We start from the raw sequence: 20,166 nt of genomic DNA, 5'->3' as shown, positions 1-20,166 counted from the left end.
TCATTTTTAAATTCTCTAAATATTTAGATATAATAAAATCTATTATTTTAAAGGAATCTTTATATGTCAGTAAAAAGAAAGCCGGATTGGCTATTAAAAAAAGTGTTTTTTAAACAAAAAGAAGAGGTGGAGATTGAATTAAAAAGTATTGGCATTCATACTGTTTGTCAAGAAGCAATGTGTCCTAATATGAGTGAGTGTTTTTCTAAAAAACTAGCCACTTTTATGATTTTGGGAAATACATGTACAAGAGCATGTAGTTATTGTAGTGTCAAAACTGGGATGCCAAATGGTGTTATTGATGAAAAAGAGCCTCAAAAAGTAGCGAAAGCTGTAAAAGCTATGAATCTAAGGCATGTTGTAATTACAAGTGTAACAAGAGATGATTTGGATGATGGAGGAGCAAAGCAATTTATAAAATGCGTTAGTACCATAAAAGAGATAGATAAAAATATTACTGTTGAACTTTTGATTCCTGATTTGAAATATAACAAAAAAGCTTTAAATGAAGTTGCCAACTGTGGCGCTGAAGTAATAGGACACAATATGGAAACTGTTCCTAGACTTTATCATGTAAGAAAGGGAGCCAACTATAAAAAGTCACTTGAAGTTTTAAAAATGCTAAAAGAGTTTAATTCAAAGGTAAAAACAAAAAGTGCTTTTATGCTTGGACTTGGTGAGACTAAAGAAGAACTAATAGAGAGTTTACAAGATTTACTAGATGTGGATTGTACTTTACTTACTATGGGACAATATTTAAGGCCTAGTATGGCTCATGTTGAAGTAAGTGAGTATATCGAGCCTAAGAAATTTGAAGAGTATGGCAAAATGGCCATTGATATGGGATTTGAGTTTGTTAAAAGCTCACCATATACAAGAAGCTCTTATATGGCTCATGAATATTTCGAAAATGAAGGAAGAGTAAATGGATAAATTTGATGTAATTGTCATAGGAGCTGGCCCAGCTGGGAAAAAAACCGCTATAAAATTAGCAAATAAAGGTTTACATGTAGCAATTATAGAAAAAGACAGAGTTGGCGGAACTTGTCTAAATGAAGGTTGTATCCCTGCAAAATTATACCTTGAGAGTGCTTCTTACATGTATAAACAAAAGCATTTTAGTTCATACGGTGTACATGTAGAAAATATGACTTTTGATATGGGTGAATTAAAAAACAAAAAAGAAGAAATGCTTAATATGTTAAGAAGTGGGGCAACCACAAGTATAGAAAAAAGTGGAGTTAAACTAATAAAGGGTGAAGCAAAGTTTGTAAATGAAAACTCTATTGAAGTTGATGGACAAACATATAGTGCAAAAAACTTTGTTATAGCAACAGGCTCAGAGCATAGACCTCATCCGATTTTAAAGCTAGATAATAAAAAAATACTCTCAAGCAGAGAAATTTTTGAATTAGACTTTATCCCAAAATCAATTTTAATTGTAGGAGGAGGAGCTATTGGGTGTGAATTTGCTACTTTTTTTAACTCACTTGGAAGCAAAGTTCATATCGCTGAGTTTACACCTCAAATAGTTCCAGCTGAAGATAGTGATGTTGCAAAAACTCTGGAGAGAGAGTTAAAGAAAAAAGGGATTAAAATAACTGTTGAAGCAAATGTAACTTCTTATGAATACAAGCAAGATAGTATACAAATAAATATGCAAACAAAAAAGGGTGAGCTAACAGAAGAATACGATATAGTTCTTGTAAGCATCGGAAGACAACCTAACACTTCAAATTTAAACCTAGAGCTTGCAAATGTAAAAAGCGAGAGGGGATTTATAACAATAAATGAAAACCTCCAAACAACTAACCCTAACATTTACGCACTAGGTGATACCATACCAACTCCAGCTCTAGCTCATAGCGCTTATAATGAAGCTGATATTGTGGCTAACAATATAACAAACGATACAAAAACGAGTCCATCACAAGTTATTCCTTTTGTAACTTTTTCATCTCCTCAAGTTGCAAGTGTTGGAAAAAATGAAAAAAGTTTAAAAGATGCTGGAGTGCAGTACGAAGTTATAAAAAACTTTTATAAATCTAGTGCAAAAGCTAAAATAAAAGGTGATGATAGTGGATTTATAAAAGTTATATGTGATAAAAACGGAGTTGTCATTGGTGGAGCTATCATTGGTAATGATGCGACTGAAAATATACATCAAATTTTACTAGCCATTGAAACTAAACTAACAAAACAAGATATTTCAAAAATGGTATTTGCTCATCCAACATTAAGTGAAAGTTTTTGGGAAATGTTTTAAAAGAATAATCTAGCACCACTTAGTGGTGCTATATGGAGTTGTTTAAAGTGCAGCTTTAGCTTGTTTTACAACAGCAGCAAAAGCTTCTGGATCATTCATAGCCATATCAGCTAAAATTTTTCTATCTAATTCAATATTTGCTTTGTTTAAAGCGTTTATAAATCTTGAATAACTAATGTCATTTAATCTACAAGCAGCATTGATTCTAGTAATCCAAAGTCTTCTAAAATCTCTTTTTTTGTTTCTTCTGTCTCTATAAGCATAAACAAGACTTCTTTCAATCTGCTCTTTCGCTTTTCTAAAGTGTTTTCTTCTACCACTATAGAAACCTTTTGCTAATTTTAATATCTTCTTATGGCGTCTTCTTCTAACTATACCAGTTTTTACTCTCATTTTTGTCTCCTTGACCTTATTGGTGTCGCTTTTGGCGAACTTGCCCTACTGCATTTATAGGGGAACATTGATTAGTGATTACACTAAAAACTTATAAGCTTACGCTTGTCCTAACATCAACTTTACAGATTTTACATCTCTTGAATCTACAGATTGAGCTTCTTTAAGACCTCTCATTCTTTTTGTAGGTTTCTTTGTAAGGATGTGGCTTCTAAAAGCTGAGCCTCTTTTGATTCTGTTCTTTGCTGCTTTAAATCTCTTAGCTGCACCACGAACTGTTTTCATCTTAGGCATAACAACTCCTTTATAATTTTGTTCTTATACTACCAACTTTTTGTGATAAATTTTATCACAGCAAGTATAATAAGCCTGAGATTATATCTTAAAGTTTCTTAAAATGGAGTAAATCGAACAAGAAGTACTAGCCAAGTAAAGGCTAGTACTTTAGTATCTATTTTTGTTTTGGAACAACTAGCATATTTACGTATCGGCCTTCAAGTTTTGGAGCTTTATCTCTAATGCCAATATCTTCAACCATAGGCCAAACACGCTCAAGTACTTCAACTCCGGCCTCAGGGTTAGCCATCTCTCTACCACGCAGGAAAACTCTAAATTTTACATGTTTACCAGCTTCTAAAAACTCTCTAGCATGTTTAATTTTATAGTTTATATCATTTTCAGCAATTTTAACAGAAAGCTTAATCTCTTTTACTTCGATTACTTTTTGCTTTTTCTTTGCTTCTTTCTTTTTCTTTTCTTCTTGATATTTGAACTTTCCATAGTCCATAATCTTACAAACTGGTGGTTTCGCATCAGGTGCAATCAGAACTAAATCTAACCCCAGCTCATCAGCTTGTGCTAACGCCTCATTACGAGAAATAATCCCATATTGAGTCCCATCATCGCCTAAGCACCTCACCTCGCTTGCTCTAATTTCGTGGTTGAGCTGAACCTCTTTCTTTTTACTCAAAAGTGTACCTCACTAAGTTTTTCCTTTACTATCGACATAAATTCGTCTTTTGTTAAATTATACTGTTTTCTTTCTCTTCTATCTCTTAAAGCAACAGTTTTTTTCTCAACTTCTTCATCACCTATTACCAAAATCATCGGAACACGCATTTTTTCAGCATTTCTAATGCGTTTGTTTAGAGATTCATTTTTCATACTAATCTCTGCATCTACATCATAAATGAGTAATTCTTGAGCTAATTCTTTAGCATAAGCTTGATGTGCTTCTCCTATTGGTACAATCACAACTTGAGTTGGTGCTATAAAAAATGGAAATTCTCCAGCAGTATGTTCGATTAGAATACCTATAAATCTTTCAAAAGAGCCAAGTATTGCACGGTGAAGCATAACTGGTCTTGCATGCTCATTATTTGCATCAATATAACTTAAATCAAATCTTTCAGGAAGATTATAATCAACCTGTATTGTACTACACTGCCATTTTCTCTTTAGTGCATCTAAAATCTTAATATCGATTTTAGGACCATAAAATGCTCCGCCACCCTCATCAATACCATAAGCTATATTATTTTCATCAAGTGCATCTTTAAGCCCCTGGGTTGCTGCTTCCCAAAAAGCATCATCTCCAATAGCCTTTTCAGGTTTAGTAGAAATTTCAATCTCATACTCAAAACCAAAAGTTTTCATGATGTCATCAACAAAACCTAGCATTTCCATAACGCTATCTTTTATCTGTTCTGGTGTACAAAAAACATGTGCATCATCTTGAGTAAACTCTCTTACTCTAAAAAGCCCATGCATAACACCACTCATCTCATGACGATGTACAACACCGTATTCAAAATATTTTAGTGGTAAATCTCTATAGCTTCTTACATCATTTTGATAAACTTTGATATGTCCAACACAGTTCATAGGCTTCATTCCATATTCAAAACCATCAATCTCTGTAAAGTACATATTTTCGCCATAGTTATCATAGTGTCCACTTATCTTCCAAGCATCTGCTTTTAGGATTTCTGGGCCTCGAACTGGCTGATATCCTCTTAGTCTGTGAGCTTTAAAAAGTCTTTGTTCTAACTTACTTCTTAATCTGCTTCCATTGTTTAGCCAAATTGGAAGTCCAGCTCCTACATCTTCATCAAATGTAAAAAGCTTAAGCTCATTTCCTAATTTTCTATGGTCTCGCTTTTTTGCTTCTTCTATCATTTTTTTATAATCAGCCAAGCTTTGCTTATCTGCAAAAGCAGTACCATAGATTCTTGTAAGCATTTCACGATTTTCATCACCACCTAGATATGCTCCAGCAACTCTTGTTAAACTAAAAAATCTAAGATATCTAGTATTTGGAACATGTGGTCCTCGACATAAGTCTTCAAAATTACCTTGCTTATAGGTTGAAACTTCACCATCAGGTATTCTTAATAAAACTTCTTGCTTCAAATCATCATCAGCAAATTTTTTGATTATTTCATCTTTTGTGTAGGTTGCTTTTTGTATTGGCAATTTAGCTTTTGCTAACTCTTGCATCTTTTTTTCGATAGTTTTCAAATCACTATCGCTAATCTTAGCATCTACTCTAAAATCGTAATAAAACCCGTCTTCTATAACAGGCCCTACGAAAAACTTTGCTTCTGGGTATAACTCTTTTATTGCTTGAGCCATCAAATGTGCAGTTGAGTGACGGATCACTTCAAGAGCTTCTTTAGAGTTGTCAAATAAAACTTCTTTGAGATTTGATGAATCAGACGAAGAGACACTTTGAGTGTCAAGAAGAGTTACGCCATCTGTGTAGGCAATAACTTCGTTTTGCATTTTTATCCTTTACTAAATAGAACTTCCATACATTCGGAAGAACAAAATATGGTGGCCACGATTGGACTTGAACCAACGACCACTACCATGTCAAGGTAGTGCTCTACCAACTGAGCTACGCGACCACACAAGAGAGATAATATTACTTAAAAAAAACATAATTTTTACTTAAATTTTAAAATAACTACATGTAAAGAACTCACACACTTCTTTAAAATAATAATTTTTTTAAGTTAATTTATTTTTATTAAAAATTTTTTAGGTATACTATTTACATAATTTTAAAAGAAACTATAAAGGGAGATGCTATATGTTTGGAAAGAATAAAGCTTGTGAAAATAAGATTGTCGAATTAGAACAAAGAATAAAAGAGTTAGAAAAAGAAAATAATGAACTCATAGAAAAAGTACAAAAATATGAAGAAAGTATCACAAGCAATGATACTATTTTAAAAGAAAATAAACTAAAAACTTCTTTGTCAAATCTTCTTATATCAGGTTGTGAAGATAATATAAGAGAAGTTCAATCTTCTGTTGAAAACAACCTAAATAAGGCAGATGATATAATTACTAGTACAAAAGATTCAAACAGTAATATAGCATCACTTAATAAAACATCTGATCTTTTACTACAATCACTTCAAACTATACTAGAATCCTCAAACAACTCTAGAATGAATGCTGGAGATTTACAAAATAGTGTAAGTCAAATAAGTGAAGTTATTGGTCTCATTAAAGATATATCAGACCAAACTAATCTGCTAGCATTGAACGCTGCTATTGAAGCTGCGCGTGCAGGAGAGCATGGAAGAGGTTTTGCAGTTGTTGCTGATGAAGTAAGAAAACTTGCTGAGAGAACCCAAAAAGCAACTCAAGAGGTTGAGTTAAATATAGGTACTTTAAAGCAAAGTGCAAATACAATGTTAGAACAAAGTAGCACACTAGAAGAGATAGCAAATGACTCAAATGAATATATTAGTAACTTCAAAGAGAAATTTGAATATCTTATTTCCAGCTCAAATCATATACAAAAAGAAGCAAGCCAAATATCACTAGAAATTTTTACTACTTTAGCTAAAATTGATCATATATTATTTAAAGTACATGGATATCAAGGTGTATTTAGTGATAAAACGGTTGAGCTGAGCGATCATACTACATGTAGACTAGGAAAGTGGTATCAAAAAGAAGGAAGAGAAAACTTTGCTAAGACATCTTCTTATAAAAATTTAGAAGCACCACACAAAGAAATTCATGAAGAGATAAATAATGCTCTTGCTTGCATACAAAGTGGAGAGTGTTTAAATGATATAAACTATGTACTTTCATTATTTAAAAATGCAGAAGAAGCAAGTAAAAAAGTATTTGAAAGTTTAAATAATATGTTAAAAGAAAAAGGGTAAAAAAAGGCTGTATTTTTGTTACTAAAATAGTTAAATCTATTTTATTTCAAAATATGTAATTGCGATAAACCACAAAGAATTCTATCATGAAAGATTTATCGATTTCAAATAAGATACACATTCCGTTGATTGCCTCTATTGTTATTGGCATGGTGCTAGTTTTGTTTTCTTCTTTTAATAGTATAAAAGAGATTGAAAAAGATGTATATAAATCAGAGTCAACATCACTTCAAGTATACTTAAAAAATCAACTGGCTGCAAAGTATGATGTGGGATTAACAAATGCCATAAATATTTCATCTAATTTTGATGTAATTGAAGCTTTGGAGTATGATAATATAGAATTCGCAATAGAAGGTTTAAATAAACTCATTAAAACTTATAAAGAAAATACTCCATATAAAAATGTAAAAATTCACATACACACTAAAGATATAAAAAGTTTTTTAAGACAATGGAAACCAAATAAAAATGGTGATGATTTATCTAGTTTTCGCCACACCATTGTAAAGGTAAAAGAGACTAAAAAACCTCTAGTTGCAATTGAACTTGGAAGGGCTGGTATGGTCATAAGAGGAATTGCTCCAATTATAAAAGATAAAGAGTATTTGGGTTCTGTTGAGTTTATGCAAGGATTTAACTCTATCGTTAAAGCTGCGAAAAAAGATATTGATGCAGATGTTCTAGTTCTCATGGATAAAGCTCAACTTAAAACTGCAACTCTCCTAGCTAAGGCACCGATGGCAAAAGATACTGTTTTAGCTCAGAGAAAAGATGTTACAAATATGAATTTATTCAATGAAATAAAAAATCTTGATTTATCACAACAAAAGCAAAGTTTTAAAACAAAAAATTATTTTGTCATCAAAAAAGAGCTCAAAGATTTTCAAGGCAATCGTGTTGGACTCATACTTATAGCTGATAAACTAGAACATATTAATCACGCTATTGAAGAAGCAAGAAGTGGTATGATTCAACAAATCATCATAATGATTGCAACAGATTTATTTATAGTTATCGTGCTTATATTTATAATGAGTAAAATGATAAGTAAACCACTAAATGAACTAAAAGATAGAGCTGGAGAATTATCTAAGGGAGAGGGAGATTTAACTCAACAATTAGAAGTTAAAAGTAAAGATGAGATAGGACAAGCCTCACAAGAAGTTAATAACTTTATCAATAAAGTAAGAGAAATAATCACTATTGCAAAATCATCAAGCAATGAAAATGCCTCAGTTGCAAATGAGCTTTCATCTACCGCACTTGAGGTTGGGAAAACGGTTGAAGATACAGCAAATATCATTGATGAGACAAATCTAATGTCACAAGAGATAAAAAATGAGTTAGAAATTTCAGTAGAGGAAGCAAAAAAATCTAAAAAAGAGATTGAAGGTGCAAACAAAAAGCTAGATGATGCAATAAAGCAAATAGTAGCTATGACTGAACAAGTAAATCAAAGTGCTCATACTGAGATAGAACTAGCTCAAAGGATAACTCAACTTAGCAGTGATACAGAGCAAGTAAAAGATGTTTTAACTGTTATCTCTGATATTGCCGATCAAACCAATTTATTAGCACTCAATGCCGCAATTGAAGCAGCAAGGGCTGGAGAGCACGGACGAGGATTCGCAGTTGTTGCTGATGAAGTAAGAAAGCTAGCTGAGAGAACTCAAAAAAGCTTAACTGAGATTAATGCAACTATTAATGTAGTAGTTCAAGCTATCTCTGATACTAGTGAACAAATGAATTCAAACTCAAAAGATATGGAAAAATTAATTGAGGGTGCTTCAAATGCCCAAAACAATATCACAGAAACATCTAAAATAATGCAACAAGCCACCCACTCTAGTGAAAAAACTGTTCAAGATTATATTGATACAGGTAAAAGAGTTGATGCCATAGTTGAAAAAATAGATATTATCAATAAAAATACAACATCAAATACAAGAAGTATTGAAGAGATAAGTAGTGCTGCTGAACACCTAAATAAATTAACAGAAGAGTTAAACGGAGTATTAGGAAAATTTAGAACTTAAAAAGAGGGTATTAACTACCCTCTTTTTTATTCATAAAACTCAATAGTAAAATAATCCCAACTCCAATATCTATCATTACATCAGCAAAATTAAACACAGCGAAGTCAAACCACTTATGCCAATAAAAATAATCAACTACTCCACCATGAATAAATCTATCATATACATTGCTACTTCCAGCACCTAAGATTATGCCAATTGGTAATGAGAATTTTCTAAAGAGATCCTTTTCGTAAAGCAGGTACAAAAACACACCTGCTAAAAGAACAATTTGAATATATTTTAAATTGCCCTCTAAAAAAGAGAGCATTGAAAATGCCACTCCTTTGTTAAAAGTCAAAATTAATGAAAAATAATCTCCATACCATCTAAACCCATCTAAAAAAATAGCTTTTATATTTTGGTCTATAATAAAAACACCAATAAAAGCTAAAAAGAAAACTATAAAGGTTTTAGCCATTTAACTTGCTTTGCAAAAAAGATGATGTTTTTTCCATGAATTCAGCCAGTTTATCTTCATCTTTTCCCTCAAGAAGAAGTCTCAAAAGATTTTCAGTTCCTGAATATCTAATAAGAACTCTGATACCATGTGATTTGATTTCGTTTACTAACTCTTCATAACCTTCAATCTTGCTAAGTTCTATTTTCTTACCAACTACCAAGTTTTTTTGAAGTTGTGGGTAAAGCTCAAACGGATTTAAAAGTTTGCTAACTTTTTCATTTTTTGTTAGTACATTTGCCATGACTGCAAGTGCTGCAACTAGTGCATCACCAGTTTTTGCAAAATCATTTAATATAATATGTCCACTTTGCTCTCCACCAAAATTCAAATCTTTTTGATTGAAAGTTTCTAAAACATATTTATCTCCAACATTACATCTATGGAGTTCTATCTCATGCAGATTCAAATAATCCTCTAAAGCTTGATTACTCATCACAGTAGCAACGCATGAGTTTTTCTTCAAAGCTCCTGCTTCTTTTAAATAGGTTGCCAATGCTCCTAAAAGTTTATCTCCATGAACAACATCACCATTTTCATCTACTACAACTAATCTATCAGCATCCCCATCAAAAGCAAAACCTATATCTGCTCTTAGCTTTCTAACCTCTTCTCCTAAAGCTTGGGGATGCAAAGCACCACAATTAAGGTTTATATTGCTTCCATTTGGATCATCATTCATCAAAATTACATCAGCACCAAGTTCACTAAAAACAGCTGGAGCTACCTTATAAGCTGCACCATTTGCAACATCTAAAACAACTCTTACCCCATGAAGAGTCAAGTTTTTAGGAAAAGAATTTTTGATATGAACTATATATCTTCCAATAACATCATCAATCCTTTTTGACCTTCCGATGCCAAACTCCTCTTTTTGGTTTTTCATAATAAGTTCATCATTATGATAAATTTCTTCTATTTTAGCCTCAGCCTCTTCATCTAGTTTATTTCCTTTTGCGTCAAAAAACTTGATACCATTGTCAAAATAAGGATTATGTGACGCACTTATCATGATTCCAGCATCACATCTCATATCTTCAGTTAAAAAAGCAATAGCAGGTGTTGGCATAGGACCGATTTGTCTTACATCATATCCAATTGCAGTTAAACCTGATACTATTGCATTTTCTATCATATATCCACTTCTTCTTGTATCTTTTCCTACTATTATCTTGTTGTTTATTGAATTTTTGCGAAAATAAATACCAGCTGCCATTGCTAAACGCATAGCAACCATCGCTGTAAGTTTTTTTCCAGCCTTCCCTCTTACTCCATCAGTTCCAAATAATTTTCCCATAAAAATTCCTCAAATATCTTATTTTTTGTGATTATAACACAAATTTGCTTCTACATGTAGAAAATATTTATAAAATTATCCTTAAAATAAGGTTTTTTTAATATTTTCTTCTGTATAATCAATGCCTAAATTTTAAAACGAAAGGCTTAGCAATGGCTAACCATAAATCAGCAGAAAAAAGAGCTAGACAAACAAAAGTAAGAACAGAAAGAAACAGATTTTATAGAACAAGAATTAAAAATCTGACTAAAGCTGTTAGAGTTGCAGTAGAAGCAGGTGATAAGGAAGCTGCAGTTGCTGCTTTAAAGGATGCAAATAAGAGTTTTCATTCATACGCGACAAAAGGTATTTTGAAGAAAAATACTGCTGCTCGTCGTATTAGTAGACTAGCTAAGCTAGTTAACTCTGTGGCTGCGTAATTACGCAGTCTCCCCTTACTTATCCTAAAATACATTCATGTTAAAACAAAAACTACAACCATTTTTAGACAGATACGAAGAGCTATCAAAACTCTTAAGTGCACCTGATATTGCAAATGATATTGCTAAGATGACTGAGTTATCAAAAGAGCAGTCAAACTTAGATCCAATCAAAGAAAAAGCACTAGAATATATCTCAACTATTGACAGCATTGAAGAAAATAAAATTCTTTTAGAAGATGATGAACTAGGTGAACTTGCAAAAGAAGAGTTAAAAGAGCTAGAGCCTCTAAAAGAGCAGCTAGAAGAAGAGATAAAAATACTTTTACTCCCAAAAGATCCAAATGATGATAAAAATATCTTCTTAGAAATAAGAGCTGGAACTGGTGGAGATGAAGCTGCACTGTTTGTGGCTGACCTTTTTAAAGCGTATGTTAGATATGCAGAAAATAGAGGTTGGAAAGTAGAAATTGTAAGTTCAAGCGAAGGTGTTTTAGACGGTTACAAAGAGATGATAGCCATCATCAAGGGTAGTGGAGCATATTCAAGACTCAAGTATGAAGGTGGAACTCACAGAGTGCAAAGAGTTCCAAAAACAGAATCTCAAGGAAGAGTACACACTTCAGCTGTAACAGTTGCAGTTATGCCTGAAGTTGATGATGTAGAAGTAAATATAAATCCAAATGATTTAAAAATAGATGTTATGCGCTCAAGTGGTAATGGTGGGCAATCCGTTAACACCACAGATAGTGCTGTAAGGATTACTCACTTACCAACAGGGCTAGTTGTAACAAATCAAGATGGAAAAAGTCAGCACAAAAACAAAGATGCTGCGATGAAGATACTAAAAGCTCGTCTTTTTGAAATCCAACAAAAAGAGCAAAATGAAAAACTATCACTTGAGAGAAAAGAACAAGTGGGCTCAGGTGATAGAAGTGGAAGAATCAGAACTTATAACTACCCACAAAATCGCATTAGCGATCACAGAATCAACTTAACACTTTATAGACTAGATGCAATCATGGAGGGCGGTTTACTTGATGAAATCATAGACCCTCTAATCACACACTACCAATCAGTTGCAATGAGTGAAGCAGGACTTTAGTCCTACTTCGCATTATCATAATACAACAGTCTATAATCAGTCATCATTTTTTGAAGCATTTTTACATATTTTTCTCTTAACTCAGAATAGTTTATCATAGTTGTTGCAGCTTCTAAACCGGTTAAAATTTTTCCTTCTAATCTTTTTTTATATCTTAAATCTCTAAATGCTTGATAAGCAAAATGTCTGTTTAGATTTAAAACATATGCATTTACTGAATCTTGCAGGGTTCTAAAAATTCTTATCTTATGAGTTTTGCCCTCTTCTCTATTTTCAGGGATTATTCCAACTTCTCCCCATGTCCAATGACCAAAAATATTATTTGCAATTCTAACAAATCTACTCTTTCCCCAGCCACTCTCAATAGCTGCTTGAGTGATAGCTAGCGAATCTGGAACGATATCAATACGTTTTAAATAACTCTCCTCATCAAACAAACTTGTTATTCTGTATTTTTTTGAAAGTTTTAATAATTTTTTTAAGTCTTTAGAATCCATATGCCTAAAAGATGAATTTAGAGCCTTCCCAAAAAAGCTTTTCACAAATGCTCTTTCTTTTAGAATATCTTGATTTGCCTTATCTATCATAGGCTTCATGATATTTATAAATTCTTTTTTTTGCTCTTTCGAATCTTTTATAGCATAATAGCTATCAGGAAAGCCCATGCCAAAAGTAACCGTAGCAAAAAAACTAACTCCAGCGATTAATTTAGATAACTGTTTCAAAAACTTTTTTCACCTTACCTTTAAAAAATAGCCTTCCCCCTACTATTTTTAAGTATAATTCTTCTTTACTTGTTGGATAAACTCTAATTTTATCCCCAATGATTTTCTCTACATGTAAAGCATAAAAGCATGCTGCCATACCAGTTCCACAGGCCCCTGTTTCATCTTCTACACCACGCTCATAAGTTCTTACAAGTAAAGCATTGTCCTTATATAATACAAAATTAACATTTGCATTATGCTTATATCTCATTTTTGAGGCTAACTCTTTTGAGTATTCATCTAGACTATCTACTATAGTTACTAAATGAGGAACGCCGGTATCATAAAAGTACCATACTCTGCCCTCTTCTTCAAACTTATTAGATAACTTTTTTACTTTTGTTAGTTCACTCTCAACAATATCTTCTTCAACACTTGCTGAGATTACACCAGCTTTTGTTAAAAATCTCACATCTTTATTAGCAAGTTTGTTAGTATAAGCGTAGTGAGCAACAGCTCTACTTGCATTTCCACACATTGCGGCATCACTTCCATCAGAGTTGTAAAATAACCATTCAAAATCGTACTCATTATGAGGAATTAAAACGACTAATCCATCAGCACCTACTCCATTTTGCCTATGACACAACTCTTTTGCCAATAAACTATAATCATCTCGTTTGAATGTATGAAAAATTACAAAATCATTTCCACTTGCATTATACTTTGTTACTTGCATCTTGTACCTTTAAAAAATTTATAAACTTTTGAGTCTCTTCTTTAAGCTCACTTGGACCTTTAGAATTATCTATCACATAATCGGCTTTTTCTTTTTTATATTCAATATCTAGTTGAGAAGTTATTCTTCTTTTAGCTTCTTCTTCATTTATATTTTCTCTTTTCATCAACCTCTTTAGCTGTATCTCTTTTGGAGTATAAACAACTACAACCATTTTACATTCATACTCCCCACTTTCAAAAAATAGAGGAATATCAATAATATATGGCTTTTTTAACTTTTCTTGCTTTTGGGCTAATTCGTTAATACTAGCTCTTATTTTAGGGTGAATTAGTGAATTTAATTTTTCTCTCTCTTCTTCACTTTTAAAAATAATACTAGCTAACTTTTTTCTATCTATTGCGCCTTCAACAAATATCTCATCTCCATAAATTTTTCTTAGCTCATCTTTAGAAGATTCAAGTTCATCTCTTGCTATTAAATCAGCATCAATAACATAAAAATCATTTTCTTTTAAAATCTTACAAACTGTGCTTTTACCCGTAGCAATCGAGCCTGTAAGAGCATATCCGTACTGTAACATGATTTGATTGTACCTCACATTTTATAGTGATTTTAACATATATTTGTTAAAATGAATTAAAAACACTTAAGGGCTATTCAAATGAGTACAGTTAGTTACAAAGATGCAGGCGTTGATATAGATGCAGGGAATCAGTTTGTAGAAAATATTAAACCAATAGTAAAATCTACTTTTAGTCAAAATGTAGTAGGGGGGATTGGCTCTTTTGCAGGAGCATATGAACTTCCTAGCGGATACAAACGACCTGTAATGTTAGGTGCTACTGATGGAGTTGGTACAAAACTAAAGCTTGCAATTGATTCTAAAAAGTTTGATACAGTTGGAATCGATTTAGTTGCAATGTGTGTAAATGACCTAATTTGTAACTTTGGAGAACCACTCTTCTTCTTAGATTATTATGCTACAGCGAAACTTGATATAGACGCTTCAACTGATGTTGTAAAAGGAATTGCTGAGGGTTGTATACAGTCTGAATGCTCACTCATCGGAGGTGAGACTGCTGAAATGCCTGGGATGTATGCAAAAGATGATTTTGATTTAGCTGGCTTTGCAGTAGGAATTGCAGAGTACGAAGAAATGAATAGACTTGTACATGTAAAAGCAGGAGATGTTTTAGTAGCGCTTCCAAGTTCTGGAATTCATTCAAATGGTTTTTCATTGGTTAGAAAACTATTTTTTGAAAAACTTGGCTATAAATTTGATGATTTGATTGATGGAGTACCACTGATTGATATGTTACTTGAGCCAACAAAAATCTATGTTAAAACTTTTAAAAAGCTAAAAAACAAGATAAACGCATTAGCTCACATAACAGGAGGTGGGATAGTTGAAAACCTACCAAGAGTACTTCCTGAAAACCTGCAAGCAATAGTATATAAAGAAAAGATTAAAACTCTTCCTATTTTTGATATCATGAGTACACGAGTAGCTGAAGATGAAATGTATAGAACATTCAATATGGGTGTAGGTATGGTTTTAGTAGCAAGTCAAGAAAATGTAGATTATGTACTGAAAAACTCTGATGGATATGTTATTGGAGAGTTAAAAGAGGGCGATAAAAAGGCTATTATGCTTTGATGTATATAATCTCAAAGCTATTTACCTTTCTTATTTTACCTCCTGGTATTTTTATAATTCTTCTTTTCTTAGCCTCAGTATATGCTAAGAAATTCAAAAAAACACTATTTTTGAGCGCTATTTTGTTTTATGCGCTCTCTAATTCATATGTTGCCGATTTTTTGCTTTTGCCTCTTGAGAAGCCTTTTTATAAAATAAAAAATATAAAACAAAAGGCTGATGCAGTAGTCATCCTAGGAGGAGGGCACTTAAAAAGTGTTCCAAATACTCCTTTAAGAGAAGATGCTTTTAAAAGAGCTATTTGGGGTATTTCGTTGGCAAATAAATATAAACTTCCCATACTTTTTAGTGGAGGAGGTCTTGATAAATCTTATAGCGAAGCTGATGCTTTTTATGATGTTTTAAAAGAGACAGAAGAGGGATTTGGAGTAAAAACCACTCTTTTAAACAAAGAAGCAAAAAGTTTAGATACATACCAAAATGCAAAATATTCAAAAGAAATTTTTAACAAACTAGGTATCAAAAAGCCAAAAATTTTTCTTGTTACCTCAGCTTATCATATGAGTCGTTCAATAAAATTATATAAACATTTTGGATTTGATGTAATCCCAATGGCAACAGATTTTAAAGTAAGTTATGAGAAAAAAAATATTTGGGATTTATTCCCACAAATGGGAGCATTTAAAAGAAGCTATAAAGCTCTTCATGAGTACTTTGGCATATTAAGTCTTTATCTTAGAGGTATTTACTGAGTTTTTCCACTTAGCCAATCGTCCATACTCAAAACAGCTGGAAATTGCTCATAAAATTCATCTTCGCTAAGAGAAAATCTAAAATCTTGCATATATGCTTTTAAAAGTTTATAAGCCTTAGAAACCTCATCAAACTTCTTAGCATCTCCAGTTGGCATATCAGGGTGATATATTTTTGATAACTCTTTGTATCTCTCTTTTAAGTCATTCAAGCTAACTTTTGTACAAAGCCCCAATGTATCTACTGCTTCTTCAAATTCTTTATATTTCATTTAAAATGTATAATTTTTTGCTTTTAGTGAAATGTGAGTTTGATCACAAAACAACTTGTCATTAGATGCACCACACCTGCATAAACTATGTTTTTTAGCTTCTTTAGCGCCCGTAGATTCTTCTACATGTAAAGGTCCGTTTTTAACCACTGTTATCTTTTTGATATTACTTATCTCTATATCTTCGTATTGTTCTGTTTTAAATCCACTCATTCTGTGAACTCCATCACAAAATGGCTGCCTTCTTGATTTTCCACATCTGCATAAGATATTGCTTCTTCTAATTGCTATTGATTTGCCTCTTGAATCAAATAATATATTTTCAACCTTGTCTTCATCTGTATCTACGCTCAATCTAAAAGGCCCATGTTCTAGTGGTTTTATACTAATTTTAAGCAAATTTATCCTTTTTTAATATCTTGAGATATTTTATGTGCAGTTTTTTTAGAGTTTGAAACACAATCATTTAGTCCAACTCCAAAATACGCATTTGAATTAAGATATAATCCTTCATGCTCTTTTAATCTATCAAAAAGTTGTTTCATACTCTCTAAATGCCCAACTCTATAATTTGGAATACCTCTTTGATATCGTCTTATATAAACTACACTAGGAACATCTTCAATGCCCATAGTTTCTTTAACGCCTCTTAGAGCTATCTCTTCAAGGGTCTTGTCGCTTTTTAAAGCAAGTTCAGGATTTCTTTGCCCTCCTATCATTACTCTAAGAGATTTTTTACCAGCTGGTGCTCTATCATGAAAAATTGAACTATCCCATAAAACTCCTAAAATCTCTTTTTTAGAAGAGGTGGTTGTCAAAAGCCCAAAACCATTTAATGGGTGGCTTAAATTATCATATCCAAGCCCAACAACGCTAATAGGAGAATACTCTATTGTCTTTAACATCTCAGACAAGCACATATCCAAACCTGTTACTAACTTTGCACTTGTATAAGCTGGGGTTGAGAGAACTACTTTGTCAAACAGATACTTTTTATCATCGGCAATTACTACAAATTTATCGTTTTCTTTATCTACTTTATCAACAAAAGTATCTTTTTTTATCTCAATATCCACACTCTTTGATAATCTGTCAATAAAACTGCTGACACCACCTTTAAAGCTCATCAAAACACCACCAGGACCTGCTTCTTTTTTCTTTTTTGCCAACATCCCACGAAAAAGTCCACCATACTCTTTTTCGAGTTTAACTACAGCAGGAAATGCTGATTTTACTGAAATCTTATCTGGTTTTGAAGCAAAAATTCCAGCTACCATTGCATCTAAAAAGGTATCAGTCATCTCACGACCTACTCTTCTATATCCAAAACTTTGTAAAGTTTCATCACTATCATCTTTTTTAGGGGCTCTTAAATATTCACTTGCAACTCTAATTTTCCCTGAAAAACTCAAAAGAGGAGTCTTCAAAAATGCCATCGGTGATTCAGGTAGTCTATGAAGTGCATCTTTGTAGATATATCTTATTCTAGCATTATCATCGCTCTTTAGCAGTAAATCTTCACATCCCGATTCTTTTACAAGCTCTAGTGTATCAGGTTTATTGGATAAAAAGCCATTACTTCCTTTTTCAAATAAAAAACCATCTTGATTTCTTGTTTTCATCTTTCCACCAAGATTTGGCTTCTTTTCAAATAAAGTAATTTTTACATCAGGATTTTCTTTTTTAAGATAAAAAGCCGTACTAAGACCACTTATACCACCACCAATAATTGCTATGTTCATTGTAGTTCCTTAAACATTTTAAATAAGTATTATAGTGTTATCTACTTAATAAAGAGATAACTTAGGTCAATTTCTAAATTTCACACAAGATGTATTCATATATGTACGCTACTTCTATATTTGTAAAAATATATAATTTCTTTTTATCCTTTTATCTTCCTCAGCCACTCTTCTAAAGTCTTTTCAAACCCTATAGTAGAGTTCTCATAGAAACATAGTTCTTTTTCCAAGTATTTCTGTTCTACCCATCCTCCAAAATCATGAGGGTACTTGTAATCACTAGAATCCATGCTTGTTAGATAACTTGGAGTTGTAAGTGCTTTTTCATTTTTTACATAATTTAAAGCATTATTGATTGCTTTATATGAGCTATTTGATTTTGGGCTACATGTAAGATATACAAGTGTTTGGGCCAATATGATTCTGGCTTCAGGAAATCCGATTTTACTAACACTTTGTAAGCAACTGTTAGCTAAATTTAGTGCATTTGGGTTTGCATTTCCAATATCTTCGCTTGCTAGTATAACTAACCTTCTAGCTATAAAATCTGCACTTTCTCCACCGTCAATCAATCTAGCAAGGTAATATAAAGCTGCATCAACATCACTTCCTCTAACGCTTTTTATCATAGCACTTATCAAATCATAATGTGTTTGGCTTGAGCTAACACCATCTTTTAGAGCATTTGGACGAAGTGATTTTAAAGTATCTATTGTTATATTAGTATCTACATGTAAAGCAAATTCCAAAAGATTTAGTAAGGACCTACAATCACCACTAGATGAGCTTATAAGATACTCTTTGGCATCATCCATTATGCTAAAATCATGATTGTTTTGAACTCGTTGTATAAGTATCTCTAAATCTTCACTATCTAAGGGTAAAAATTCAAAAAGCATTGAGCGAGAGCGAATACCACTTGATAGTGTATAGTATGGATTTTCAGTACTTGCTCCTATGATAATAGCTTCTTTATTTTCCATTGGAAGCAAGAGTACCTCTTGTTGTGTTTTTGAGAGTCTATGTACCTCATCTATGAAAACTAAAGGTTTATAAAGTGCATTTTTGTGCTGAGCAAATATCTTCCTAAATTCTTCAACTTTAACGCTAGTTGCATCCAACTCATAAAAGGGGAGGTCAAGCTCACGAGATATAATCCTAGCAAGAGTAGTTTTACCAACTCCTGCTGGACCGAAAAATATAGCATGAGGAATTGTTTTAGATTTTAAAAGTTTATAAAAAGGTGCATTTTTGCCAACTAAATGCCTTTGCCCAATAAAATCCTCTATAGTTTTAGGACGAAAAGATAGTGCTAGATTATGTATCACTACTTTGCTTTGCATAATTTAGATAATCTCTTAGAGCTCTGTATTCATTTGCTTCAAGATAGCGAGTTTTTCCAGGCTTTAACATACCCAAATCAACTATCCCGTAGCTTACCCTTTTTAAATCCACTACCTCTGCATCAAAATATGCGAAAAATCTTCTTAATTCTCTATTTTTACCCTCTGTTATTGTAACTTTTAGAGTCGAAAAAGTAGGGCGGTTTTTGATGATGCGGTAATTTACAAATGGAGCAAATTCCATAGAGTGAAGTTTGCTTTTTGAGTGTCCTCCAGCTCTTGCATCTTCTGCAACCAAGCCGTTTTTCATGGCTTCTTCCATGCTTGGTGTTATCTCACCTTTTATTTTCACATAATAAACTCTTTCCAAATCACCGTGCATCAAGGCTGAAACAACTTCAGGAGAATCACAAAGCAAAAGCAAACCTTCACTTGAAAAATCTAATCTTCCTACACTTAAAAAATGAGAAAATTTCTTTGGAAGAGAATCATATATCGTTTTTCTTCCTCTATCATCTTTTTTACTAACTAGCTCACCTTTTGGTTTGTTATATACTATGACTGAGTAACCACTTTTTTCAAATAAATTCTTACCCTTAACACTAACTTTGTCTTCAAAGCTTACTTTAGTCGAAAGATCAGTTACAACTTTTCCTCCAACTTTTACCAAACCTTGTTTTATAAGCTCATCAGCTTCACGCCTTGAGTATCTTGTATTGTGTGAAATTATCTTGTTTAGTCTTATTT

At 32.5% G+C, this 20,166-nt stretch carries 22 protein-coding genes, 1 tRNA gene and 1 pseudogene; 9 read left to right on the top strand and 15 right to left on the bottom strand.

Features of this window, described 5'->3' with window-relative positions; all coding sequences use genetic code 11:
* The first annotated feature begins 63 nt into the window (after positions 1-63).
* On the top strand, positions 64-933 hold the full coding sequence (gene lipA, locus ACKGJI_RS00400) for a lipoyl synthase (protein WP_458700594.1): 870 nt from the start codon (positions 64-66) through the stop codon (positions 931-933).
* A complete protein-coding gene (gene lpdA, locus ACKGJI_RS00395) occupies positions 926-2,266 on the top strand; it encodes a dihydrolipoyl dehydrogenase (protein WP_458700593.1) in 1,341 nt (446 codons plus the stop codon). The genes lipA and lpdA overlap by 8 nt, the downstream gene beginning before the upstream one ends.
* Before the next feature lie 42 nt (positions 2,267-2,308).
* On the opposite strand, the gene rplT is transcribed toward lpdA, so the two are convergent.
* The 5 genes from rplT to ACKGJI_RS00370 form a co-directional block, all read right to left on the bottom strand.
* Positions 2,309-2,659 carry a 50S ribosomal protein L20 gene (gene rplT, locus ACKGJI_RS00390; RefSeq protein ID WP_458700592.1) on the bottom strand — a complete coding sequence of 117 codons (351 nt, stop codon included), beginning with the start codon at positions 2,657-2,659 and terminating at the stop codon, positions 2,309-2,311.
* Positions 2,660-2,758: 99 nt separating this feature from the next.
* On the bottom strand, positions 2,759-2,953 hold the full coding sequence (gene rpmI / locus ACKGJI_RS00385) for a 50S ribosomal protein L35 (RefSeq protein ID WP_458700591.1): 195 nt from the start codon (positions 2,951-2,953) through the stop codon (positions 2,759-2,761).
* 157 nt (positions 2,954-3,110) lie between these two features.
* A complete protein-coding gene (gene infC, locus ACKGJI_RS00380) occupies positions 3,111-3,629 on the bottom strand; it encodes a translation initiation factor IF-3 (RefSeq protein WP_458700590.1) in 519 nt (172 codons plus the stop codon).
* On the bottom strand, positions 3,626-5,443 hold the full coding sequence (thrS, locus tag ACKGJI_RS00375; protein WP_458700589.1) for a threonine--tRNA ligase: 1,818 nt from the start codon (positions 5,441-5,443) through the stop codon (positions 3,626-3,628). The genes infC and thrS overlap by 4 nt, the downstream gene beginning before the upstream one ends.
* 49 nt (positions 5,444-5,492) lie before the next feature.
* Positions 5,493-5,568, bottom strand: a tRNA-Val gene (locus ACKGJI_RS00370).
* Between the two features lie 602 nt (positions 5,569-6,170).
* On the opposite strand from ACKGJI_RS00370, the pseudogene ACKGJI_RS00365 reads away from it, so the two are divergent.
* From ACKGJI_RS00365 to ACKGJI_RS00355, 3 genes and pseudogenes are all read left to right on the top strand, one after another.
* Positions 6,171-6,434: pseudogene (locus ACKGJI_RS00365) on the top strand (methyl-accepting chemotaxis protein); the annotation flags it as partial.
* Positions 6,417-6,845: a CZB domain-containing protein gene (locus tag ACKGJI_RS00360; RefSeq protein ID WP_458701671.1), complete on the top strand. Its 429-nt coding sequence runs from the start codon at positions 6,417-6,419 to the stop codon at positions 6,843-6,845. The pseudogene ACKGJI_RS00365 and the gene ACKGJI_RS00360, both read left to right, overlap by 18 nt.
* Positions 6,846-6,931: 86 nt before the next feature.
* Entirely contained in the window at positions 6,932-8,884 is a 1,953-nt protein-coding gene (locus ACKGJI_RS00355; protein WP_458700588.1) for a methyl-accepting chemotaxis protein, read from the top strand.
* A gap of 10 nt (positions 8,885-8,894) precedes the next feature.
* Here the strand turns inward: ACKGJI_RS00355 and lspA are convergent, their stop codons facing one another.
* Positions 8,895-9,344: a signal peptidase II gene (lspA, locus tag ACKGJI_RS00350; protein ID WP_458700587.1), complete on the bottom strand. Its 450-nt coding sequence runs from the start codon at positions 9,342-9,344 to the stop codon at positions 8,895-8,897.
* Complete coding sequence (gene glmM, locus ACKGJI_RS00345) at positions 9,337-10,680, bottom strand: phosphoglucosamine mutase (protein ID WP_458700586.1); 1,344 nt, start codon at positions 10,678-10,680, stop codon at positions 9,337-9,339. The genes lspA and glmM overlap by 8 nt, the downstream gene beginning before the upstream one ends.
* A gap of 152 nt (positions 10,681-10,832) precedes the next feature.
* Here glmM and rpsT point away from each other — a divergent pair, with 152 nt between their 5' ends.
* Entirely contained in the window at positions 10,833-11,099 is a 267-nt protein-coding gene (rpsT, locus tag ACKGJI_RS00340) for a 30S ribosomal protein S20 (protein WP_458700585.1), read from the top strand.
* Between the two features lie 37 nt (positions 11,100-11,136).
* The gene (prfA, locus tag ACKGJI_RS00335) at positions 11,137-12,204 is read left to right on the top strand and encodes a peptide chain release factor 1 (protein ID WP_458700584.1); all 1,068 of its coding nucleotides are present in this window, start codon (positions 11,137-11,139) and stop codon (positions 12,202-12,204) included.
* A gap of 2 nt (positions 12,205-12,206) precedes the next feature.
* Here prfA and ACKGJI_RS00330 read toward each other — a convergent pair whose 3' ends face one another.
* From ACKGJI_RS00330 to coaE, 3 genes are read right to left on the bottom strand one after another with little or no spacing between them, the layout of a single operon-like run.
* Positions 12,207-12,929 (bottom strand): glucosaminidase domain-containing protein, encoded by a 723-nt coding sequence (locus ACKGJI_RS00330; protein ID WP_458700583.1) that lies wholly within the window; start codon positions 12,927-12,929, stop codon positions 12,207-12,209.
* A complete protein-coding gene (dapF, locus tag ACKGJI_RS00325; RefSeq protein WP_458700582.1) occupies positions 12,913-13,650 on the bottom strand; it encodes a diaminopimelate epimerase in 738 nt (245 codons plus the stop codon). Before dapF ends, ACKGJI_RS00330 begins: the two co-directional genes overlap by 17 nt.
* Positions 13,631-14,233 (bottom strand): dephospho-CoA kinase, encoded by a 603-nt coding sequence (gene coaE, locus ACKGJI_RS00320; RefSeq protein ID WP_458700581.1) that lies wholly within the window; start codon positions 14,231-14,233, stop codon positions 13,631-13,633. Before coaE ends, dapF begins: the two co-directional genes overlap by 20 nt.
* An 81-nt stretch (positions 14,234-14,314) precedes the next feature.
* Between coaE and purM the strand changes: the two genes are divergently transcribed.
* Both purM and ACKGJI_RS00310 read left to right on the top strand, forming a co-directional pair.
* Positions 14,315-15,310 carry a phosphoribosylformylglycinamidine cyclo-ligase gene (purM, locus tag ACKGJI_RS00315; RefSeq protein WP_458700580.1) on the top strand — a complete coding sequence of 332 codons (996 nt, stop codon included), beginning with the start codon at positions 14,315-14,317 and terminating at the stop codon, positions 15,308-15,310.
* A complete protein-coding gene (locus ACKGJI_RS00310; RefSeq protein ID WP_458701670.1) occupies positions 15,310-16,062 on the top strand; it encodes a YdcF family protein in 753 nt (250 codons plus the stop codon). The genes purM and ACKGJI_RS00310 overlap by 1 nt, the downstream gene beginning before the upstream one ends.
* Here the strand turns inward: ACKGJI_RS00310 and ACKGJI_RS00305 are convergent.
* From ACKGJI_RS00305 to ACKGJI_RS00285, 5 genes are all read right to left on the bottom strand, one after another.
* Positions 16,056-16,334 (bottom strand): J domain-containing protein, encoded by a 279-nt coding sequence (locus tag ACKGJI_RS00305; protein WP_458700579.1) that lies wholly within the window; start codon positions 16,332-16,334, stop codon positions 16,056-16,058. The two genes, ACKGJI_RS00310 and ACKGJI_RS00305, sit on opposite strands and share 7 nt — an antisense overlap.
* Positions 16,335-16,733: a CDGSH iron-sulfur domain-containing protein gene (locus tag ACKGJI_RS00300; RefSeq protein ID WP_458700578.1), complete on the bottom strand. Its 399-nt coding sequence runs from the start codon at positions 16,731-16,733 to the stop codon at positions 16,335-16,337. It abuts the gene before it with no gap.
* Positions 16,734-16,735: 2 nt separating this feature from the next.
* Entirely contained in the window at positions 16,736-18,076 is a 1,341-nt protein-coding gene (gene hemG / locus ACKGJI_RS00295; protein WP_458700577.1) for a protoporphyrinogen oxidase, read from the bottom strand.
* Between the two features lie 143 nt (positions 18,077-18,219).
* Positions 18,220-19,401: a replication-associated recombination protein A gene (locus tag ACKGJI_RS00290; protein WP_458701669.1), complete on the bottom strand. Its 1,182-nt coding sequence runs from the start codon at positions 19,399-19,401 to the stop codon at positions 18,220-18,222.
* Positions 19,394-20,164, bottom strand: coding sequence for a pseudouridine synthase (locus ACKGJI_RS00285; RefSeq protein ID WP_458701668.1), 771 nt, complete (start codon positions 20,162-20,164; stop codon positions 19,394-19,396). Before ACKGJI_RS00285 ends, ACKGJI_RS00290 begins: the two co-directional genes overlap by 8 nt.
* Positions 20,165-20,166: the final 2 nt, after the last annotated feature.

The sequence above is a fragment of the Sulfurospirillum sp. 1307 genome (assembly GCF_054408545.1).
This window is presented reverse-complemented; position numbering and strand designations above follow the sequence as displayed.